This window comes from Polaribacter sp. M10, from assembly GCF_054968445.1.
The window spans coordinates 135676-143613 of sequence record NZ_JBSSBG010000008.1; the positions used below are offsets into that span (position 1 = coordinate 135676).

Sequence of the window (7938 nt, forward strand, 5' to 3'; positions counted from 1 at the left end):
AAATTATATCTGCTTAAATTTTAGCTTTTTGGTACTATAATTTTATCTGGTAAACAACAACTCTCTATATTTTGTTAATGGCCATAAATTATCATCTACCATGGTTTCTAATTTATCACAATGATATCTAATATCATCAAAAAATGGCTTTACTTTATTGCAATAAGCTTGTGCAGATTTTAATCCTTGTAATTTATTTGCTTTTCTTCTTTGGTCTATCATTTTAATGGTTAAAGCGTTTATTTCTGTAATATGATTAGAAATTACCATGATTAATTCTATCTGTTCTTTTGCAATATCTTTATACGCATCACCAAAAATTTCTTTTAAATTCTTAGTGTTTTCTAATAATGTATTCTGATAATTAATAGCTGTTGGCACAATATGATTCCTTGCAATATCTCCTAAAACTCTACTTTCTATTTGCAAACGTTTGGTATATTCTTGCAAGCTAATTTCGTACCTTGCTTCTAACTCTACTTGGCTCATTACATTCATTTCTTTAAACAAGTCAATTGTTTTCTTAGAAATTTTTACTTGCAATGCTTCTGGAGTCGTTTTATTATTGCTCAGTTTTCTTTTTTGGGCTTCTTTTTCCCAAGCTTCTCCATAACCATCTCCCTCAAAACGAATGTTTTTAGAAGCTTTAATATATTCTCTTAAAACATTAAAAACAGCTTCATCCTTTTTTAAATTTTTACCTTCAATTAAAGCATCCACTTCTAACTTAAATTCTTTTAATTGTTTGGCAACAATTGTATTTAAAATTGTCATTGGTTTAGCACAATTGGCTGATGACCCTACTGCTCTAAACTCAAATTTATTGCCTGTAAATGCAAAAGGTGATGTTCTATTTCTATCTGTATTGTCTAATAAAATTACCGGAATTTTACCTATAATATTCAGTTTTAAATCTGTTTTTTCTTGGGGCGATAATTTTCCTTTGGTCACATTTTCTAATTCGTCTAAAACTCTAGACAACTGACTACCAATAAATACTGATATAATTGCAGGTGGTGCTTCATTGGCTCCTAACCTATGATCGTTACTAGCAGAAGCAATCGAAGCTCTTAACAATTCTTCGTTTTCTTGCACCGCTTTTATAGTGTTTACAAAAAAAGTTAAGAATTGTAAATTTTTCATTGGTGTTTTCCCTGGACTCAACAAATTAGTTCCATCTGGGGTCGATAATGACCAATTATTGTGTTTTCCTGATCCGTTAATACCAACAAATGGTTTTTCATGAAAAAGCACTTTAAAATGATGACGTCTAGAAACTTTTTGCATTACATCCATCAACAAAGAATTATGGTCTACTGCTAAATTTGCTTCTTCAAAAATGGGTGCCAATTCAAACTGATTGGGTGCAACTTCATTATGTCTTGTTTTTACAGGAATACCCAACAGCATACATTCTTGCTCTAAATCTTGCATAAAACTCATGGCTCTTGTTGGTATGCTTCCAAAATAATGATCATCTAATTGCTGACCTTTTGCGGGTATATGCCCCAAAAGTGTTCTACCTGTCATTAAAATATCTTGTCTTGAATGTGCTAACGCTTCGTCTATTAAAAAATATTCTTGTTCCCACCCCAAAGTGGCATTTACTTTAGTTGCATTTTTATCAAAATATTTACAAACAGCAGTTGCGTGAGTATCTATGGCTTGTAAGGCTCTTAATAATGGTGTTTTATTGTCTAAAGCTTCACCTGTATAAGACACAAATATAGTAGGTATGCACAAAGTTGTTTCGTAAATAAATGCTGGTGATGTTGGATCCCAAGCTGTATAACCTCTAGCTTCAAAGGTATTTCTTATTCCTCCATTAGGAAAACTTGATGCATCTGGTTCTTGTTGCACAAGTTGCTCTCCATCAAACTTTTCCATTGCCAAACTACCATTAATAGACTCAAAAAAAGCATCGTGTTTTTCTGCAGTTGCACCAGTTAATGGCTGAAACCAATGTGTATAATGTGTAGCACCCTTAGAAATAGCCCAATCTTTCATACTCACAGCAACCTGATCTGCAATTTTACGATCTATTCTAGTGCCTTTTTCTATGGCATTCATTACACTTTCATACGCAGCTCGAGTAAGATACTGTTGCATAGCATGTTTATTGAATACATTTTTGCCAAACAAAACTGATCTTTTTTCATTTTCTTGCACTTTTTTAGCAGTTCTATTCAATATTTCTTGTAAAGCAGAAAATCTAATTGTTGACATAATATGATTTTTAAAGGGTAATTTTTATTTTTTAAACAAATATACCCTATAAAAAATAGGGATAAAATTATTTTTATTGCATTTTCAATTTTTACCCCCCTTTTTTTTTGATATCAATACAAAAAAAGCCATTTTTGTATCATTAACATCACACAACAATAAATAATTATGGCAAAAATTAAATTAGAATACATTTGGTTAGATGGGTATTATCCTACTCAAAACATGAGAAGTAAGACCAAAGTAGAAGAGCATGAAGATTTTAAAGGAACTGTTGAAGAATTAGGTATGTGGTCTTTTGATGGCTCATCAACAAAACAAGCATCAGGAGGTTCTTCTGACTGTTTATTAAAACCAGTTGCGATTTATCCAGATCCTGCAAGAATTAATGGTTACTTAGTAATGACAGAGGTTTTAAATGCAGATGGTACTCCTCACGTTTCTAATGGTAGAGCTACTATTGATGATGATGATAATGATTTCTGGTTTGGTTTTGAGCAAGAATACTTCATTATGGATAAAGCTACTCAATTACCTTTAGGTTTCCCTGTAGGTGGTTATCCTGCTCCACAAGGAATGTATTACTGTTCTGTAGGTGGTAGAAATACACATGGTAGAGACTTAGTAGAAGAGCATGCAGATTTATGTATTGATGCTGGTTTAAACTTTGAAGGTATTAATCAAGAAGTTGCATCTGGACAGTGGGAATTCCAATTGTTTGCAAAAGGAGCTAAAAAAGCTGGAGATGAAATTTGGATTGCACGTTATTTATTAGACAGATTAACTGAAAAATACGGTTACTATATAGATTATCATCCAAAACCATTAGGTAAAGATATGGACTGGAATGGTTCTGGTATGCACGCTAACTTCTCTAACTCTATTTTAAGAGAATGTGGTTCTGCAGAGAAATATGCTGAAATTTGTGAAGCGTTTAGACCAGTTGTAGACGAGCATATTGCTGTTTATGGTGAGTTTAACGATCAACGTTTAACAGGTTTACACGAAACTGCTGCAATTACTGATTTCTCTTGGGGAGTTTCAGATAGAGGAGCGTCTATTCGTATTCCAATTATTGCTGTAGAAAAAGGTTATAAAGGTTGGTTAGAAGATAGAAGACCAGCTTCTAACGCAGATCCATATAAAATTGCTGCAAGAATTATTAAAACGGTTAAACCAGTTAAATAATCTTACATTTTTATAATATAAAAAACGCCAACATTAATTTGTTGGCGTTTTTTATATAAGAGTATTATCTATATTTTATTTTTCTTTTCCTGGTGGAAATCTTGAAATAATTTCTTTTACAAAAAGCTTAATGCGCTCTTCCTTTTTCTCTACATTATCTAGTTTTAGAGCACCAGTTCCAATACCTTGCCAAACTAATTCTTTCTTTTCTTTGTCTATAAAATCGATAAACAAAGTACCTTCTGTATACTCATTTATATTTAAATTGTTGTTCATTCCATTCCACATGTAAGGATTCCATCCCCAACCAAAACCGTAACCAAAAGTATTATTCTGATTGACATTTACCTTACGTCTCGATTTTGTAAAGATACTCACTAACATATCCGGATTTTCAGATTTTGTAAAACCTTGAGCTAACAATTCAGATTCAATTGCGCGTAAAACTCTTTTTTTATCTAAACTAGAAATTTCAGCTTTATCAATTCCCGTTTTATAAAATGCAAAGGTTTTATATTGATTAAAATCTACTTTCGTATCATAATCAGTAACCACCTTTACTGTATTACAAGAATATAAACCTACTAGAAGAAATAATGATAATAATTTTACAGTTTTCATAATATTAAATTTAACAATAATTTATCAAAAAATGTGCCAAATTAATGATGCACAGTAACAAAACACAATAATTTAATTAAATATTCATAAAATTAAACTTTATTTTGAAAATTCCTTAAATTGCAACATAAAAAATAAACATTTATTACGAATGAAACAAATACCTCCTTATAAACCTAAACATAAAGTACGTATAGTAACTGCAGCTTCTCTTTTTGATGGTCATGATGCTGCTATAAACATTATGCGAAGAATTATTCAATCTACAGGAGTTGAAGTAATTCATTTAGGTCATGATAGATCTGTAGAAGAAGTTGTGAATTGTGCTATTCAAGAAGATGTAAATGCAATTGCTATGACATCTTATCAAGGAGGGCATAATGAATATTTTAAATATATGTATGATTTGTTGCAAGAAAAGGGTGCTGGACATATCAAAATTTTTGGTGGTGGAGGTGGAGTAATTCTTCCTGAAGAAATTAAGGAATTAATGGATTATGGAATAACTCGTATCTATTCTCCTGATGATGGAAGAGAGCTAGGTTTACAAGGTATGATTAATGATTTGGTGCAGAAAAGTGAACAAGCCCTTCCTAACCTTCCCAAAGCGAAGGATCTCCAATCTTACGCAAAAAAAAATGGGAAAGTTTGTAATGAAGATGGTAGTTGGTTGCTAGAATTAGGAAGTGAGAAAGTTTTAGAAAATCTAAAAAATAAAGGTGTTAATACAATTGCAAGGTTAATTTCGCTTGCAGAAAATAATCACTCAGATTTTGCAAATATTTTTTCCCCTTTAGGGAAATTAAAAGGGGATTCTACCCCAGTTTTGGGAATTACAGGAACTGGTGGTGCTGGAAAATCATCTTTAGTAGATGAATTAGTGCGTCGTTTTTTAATTGATTTTCCTAAAAAAACAATCGGAATTATTTCTGTTGATCCATCAAAAAGAAAAACTAGTGGCGCTCTTTTAGGAGATAGAATCAGAATGAACGCAATTAACAATTCTCGTGTTTATATGCGTTCTTTGGCTACTCGTCAATCTAATTTAGCATTATCTAAACATGTAAATGAAGCCATAGAAGTTTTAAAAGCAGCTGAGTTTGACCTAATTATTTTAGAAACTTCAGGAATTGGACAATCTGATACAGAAATCATTGAACATTCTGATACTTCGTTATATGTAATGACTCCAGAATTTGGTGCAGCAACACAATTGGAAAAAATTGATATGCTTGACTTTGCTGATTTGGTTGCCATCAATAAATTTGACAAAAGAGGTGCTTTAGATGCTGTAAGAGATGTAAAAAAGCAATATATGCGTAACAATAATTTGTGGCATATCAATCAAGAGGATTTACCAGTTTACGGTACAATTGCATCGCAATTTAATGATCCTGGAATGAATACTTTGTACAAAAGTATTATGGACAAATTAGTTGAAAAAACTGGCGCTGATTTACAATCAACTATGGAAATTACCTCAGCAATGTCTGAAAAGATCTTTGTAATTCCGCCAAAAAGAGTGCGTTATTTATCAGAAATTGCTGATGATAATAGGGATTATGACAAAAAAGTAGATGAACAAGTAATTGTTGCTCAAAAATTATATGGGATTTATCAAACTATAGTATCTATCACAAATTCATCCGTAGAAATTATTAAAACTGGATTGGATGAAGATGCAATTTTAGAACATATTAATACTGATGAAAAAGAATTCATCAAACTACTATTAGCTCAATTCGAAAAAGTAAAACTAGACTTAGATCCTTACAATTGGGAAATCATTTTAAACTGGCAAGAAAAAGTAAACAAGTATAAAAATCCAGTTTATACGTTTAAAGTTCGTGATAAAGAAATAAAAATTGAAACCCAAAGCGAGTCACTGTCACACTCAAAAATACCAAAGGTTAGTTTGCCTAAGTACCAAGCTTGGGGAGATTTGTTACGCTGGAATTTACAAGAAAACGTGCCTGGAGAATTTCCATATACAGCAGGTTTGTATCCTTTTAAAAGAACAGGAGAAGACCCTACAAGAATGTTTGCAGGCGAAGGTGGCCCAGAAAGAACCAACAGACGTTTTCATTATGTAAGTTTAGGCATGGATGCCAAACGTTTATCTACAGCTTTTGATTCGGTTACTTTGTATGGGAATGATCCTGATGTAAGACCCGATATTTATGGTAAAATTGGAAATGCAGGTGTTTCTATTTGTTGTTTAGATGATGCCAAAAAACTCTATTCTGGTTTCGATTTAACGCATCATATGACTTCGGTTTCTATGACTATTAATGGCCCAGCACCAATGTTGTTAGGTTTTTTTATGAATGCTGCCATAGATCAGAATTGTGAAAAATACATCAAACAACATCATCTTGAGGCTGATGTTGAAGCAAAATTTAAGGAGACTTATGATGATAAAGGCATAGAAAGACCAAAATATCAAGGTGAATTACCAGAAGGAAATAATGGTTTAGGATTACTGCTTTTAGGTTTAACTGGTGATTTGGTGCTTCCATCAGAAGTGTATCAAAAGATAAAAAAAGACACTTTAGCGCAAGTTAGAGGAACTGTACAAGCTGATATTTTAAAAGAAGATCAAGCACAAAATACCTGTATCTTTTCTACTGAATTTGCGTTGCGATTAATGGGCGATGTTCAAGAATATTTTATCGAAAAGCAAGTCCGTAATTTTTATTCAGTTTCTATTTCTGGATATCATATTGCTGAAGCTGGTGCAAATCCGATTACACAATTGGCATTAACCTTGTCTAACGGATTTACCTATGTGGAGTATTATTTAAGTCGTGGAATGGACATCAATAAATTTGGTCCTAACTTATCGTTTTTCTTTTCAAACGGAATTGATCCAGAATACGCTGTAATTGGTAGAGTTGCTCGTAAAATTTGGGCAAAAGCGATGAAAAACAAATACGGAGCCAATCCAAGAGCACAAATGCTAAAGTATCATATTCAGACTTCTGGACGTTCTTTACACGCTCAAGAAATCGATTTTAATGATATTAGAACTACACTTCAAGCCTTGTATGCCATTTATGACAATTGTAATTCTCTGCATACAAATGCTTATGATGAAGCCATTACAACTCCGACAGAAGAATCTGTAAGAAGAGCCATGGCCATTCAATTAATCATCAATAAGGAATTAGGTTTGGCTAAAAACGAAAACCCAATTCAAGGCGCTTTTATTATAGAAGAATTAACAGATTTGGTAGAAGCTGCAGTTTTAGAAGAGTTTGATAGAATTACAGAAAGAGGTGGTGTTTTAGGTGCAATGGAAACCATGTATCAACGTTCTAAAATTCAGGAAGAAAGTTTGTATTATGAGACCTTAAAACACAATGGAGATTTTCCAATTATTGGTGTAAACACGTTTTTAAGTTCTAAAGGTTCTCCCACAGTTTTACCTGCTGAAGTAATTCGCGCTACTGAAACCGAAAAACAACATCAAATTAAAACAAAAGAAAATCTCCATGAGACACATCAAAATGTTGCTGAACATCAATTGAAAATTTTACAAGAAGCTGCTATTCAGAACGAAAATTTATTTGATAAATTAATGGAAGCCACAAAAGTGTGTTCTTTAGGACAAATTACTGAAGCTTTGTTTAAAGTTGGTGGGCAGTATCGTAGAAATATGTAAAATGCAATGCCTTTATAGATTTTGTAGGAATTGCTTATTACAGTAGCAATAGAAATTTTATCTAACTCAAGTTGAATAGTTTGTATATTTTTGGTGTAATCATAATAATTTATCAAATTAGACCTTTCAGGTTTTAAAAACCTGAAAGGTCTCCACAAAACAACTGCTATTCTAAATAAACACTTGTTTTATCAATTTGTATAAGCCACAAAAGTTTGTTCTTTAGATCAAATTACTGA

Annotated in this window: 4 protein-coding genes; 2 read left to right on the top strand and 2 right to left on the bottom strand. The window is 32.2% G+C overall.

All coding sequences use genetic code 11. The features are described from left to right. Positions 1-42: 42 nt before the first annotated feature. On the bottom strand, positions 43-2226 hold the full coding sequence (locus tag ACWYN7_RS09650; protein WP_462859713.1) for a glutamine synthetase III family protein: 2184 nt from the start codon (positions 2224-2226) through the stop codon (positions 43-45). Positions 2227-2394: 168 nt separating this feature from the next. Between ACWYN7_RS09650 and ACWYN7_RS09655 the strand changes: the two genes are divergently transcribed. After that, positions 2395-3414: a glutamine synthetase beta-grasp domain-containing protein gene (locus tag ACWYN7_RS09655; protein WP_397445538.1), complete on the top strand. Its 1020-nt coding sequence runs from the start codon at positions 2395-2397 to the stop codon at positions 3412-3414. Positions 3415-3489: 75 nt separating this feature from the next. Here the strand turns inward: ACWYN7_RS09655 and ACWYN7_RS09660 are convergent, their stop codons facing one another. Beyond that, a complete protein-coding gene (locus ACWYN7_RS09660) occupies positions 3490-4035 on the bottom strand; it encodes a DUF4136 domain-containing protein (RefSeq protein WP_462859714.1) in 546 nt (181 codons plus the stop codon). A 151-nt stretch (positions 4036-4186) separates the two neighbouring features. Here ACWYN7_RS09660 and ACWYN7_RS09665 point away from each other — a divergent pair, with 151 nt between their 5' ends. Beyond that, entirely contained in the window at positions 4187-7699 is a 3513-nt protein-coding gene (locus ACWYN7_RS09665) for a methylmalonyl-CoA mutase family protein (protein WP_462859715.1), read from the top strand. Positions 7700-7938: the final 239 nt, after the last annotated feature.